We start from the raw sequence: 346 nt of genomic DNA on the forward strand, positions 1-346 counted from the left end.
ACCTGGAAGGGGATCTTGGTATTTAGTCCTCCAAAAATAGGTTGTGGAATCCGCACCTGTTAAAAGTGTCACAGGCCATTCCACTACCCCAGTTGTGGTAGCTCTCAGTTCTTTTCTAAAGACAGAATTGAATTGAGCTGTTGTATCCAATTGGATAATAATAGTTCGATTATCTCCCACTCGGCCGGGTATCTGAGTGAGAAGTTTGAGTTCCTTTTCTTTGACTATTCCAAAATCAATGGGATACAGATTGACGGTACCACTGAGCGGGATGAAGGCCGTGTAAGACACTGAATTATTGGCAAAAGTCATTTCTGAGACCTTTCGATCATCATTGATCAGGATT

General features: G+C 42.2%; 1 protein-coding gene. It reads right to left on the reverse strand.

Features of this window, described 5'->3' with window-relative positions; genetic code table 11:
* On the reverse strand, window positions 1-346 hold a 346-nt coding region (locus ACNKXV_RS13650; RefSeq protein ID WP_417908273.1), incomplete at both ends, for a hypothetical protein.

The organism is Christiangramia aquimixticola (genome assembly GCF_048285835.1).
GTDB classification, from domain to species: domain Bacteria; phylum Bacteroidota; class Bacteroidia; order Flavobacteriales; family Flavobacteriaceae; genus Christiangramia; species Christiangramia aquimixticola.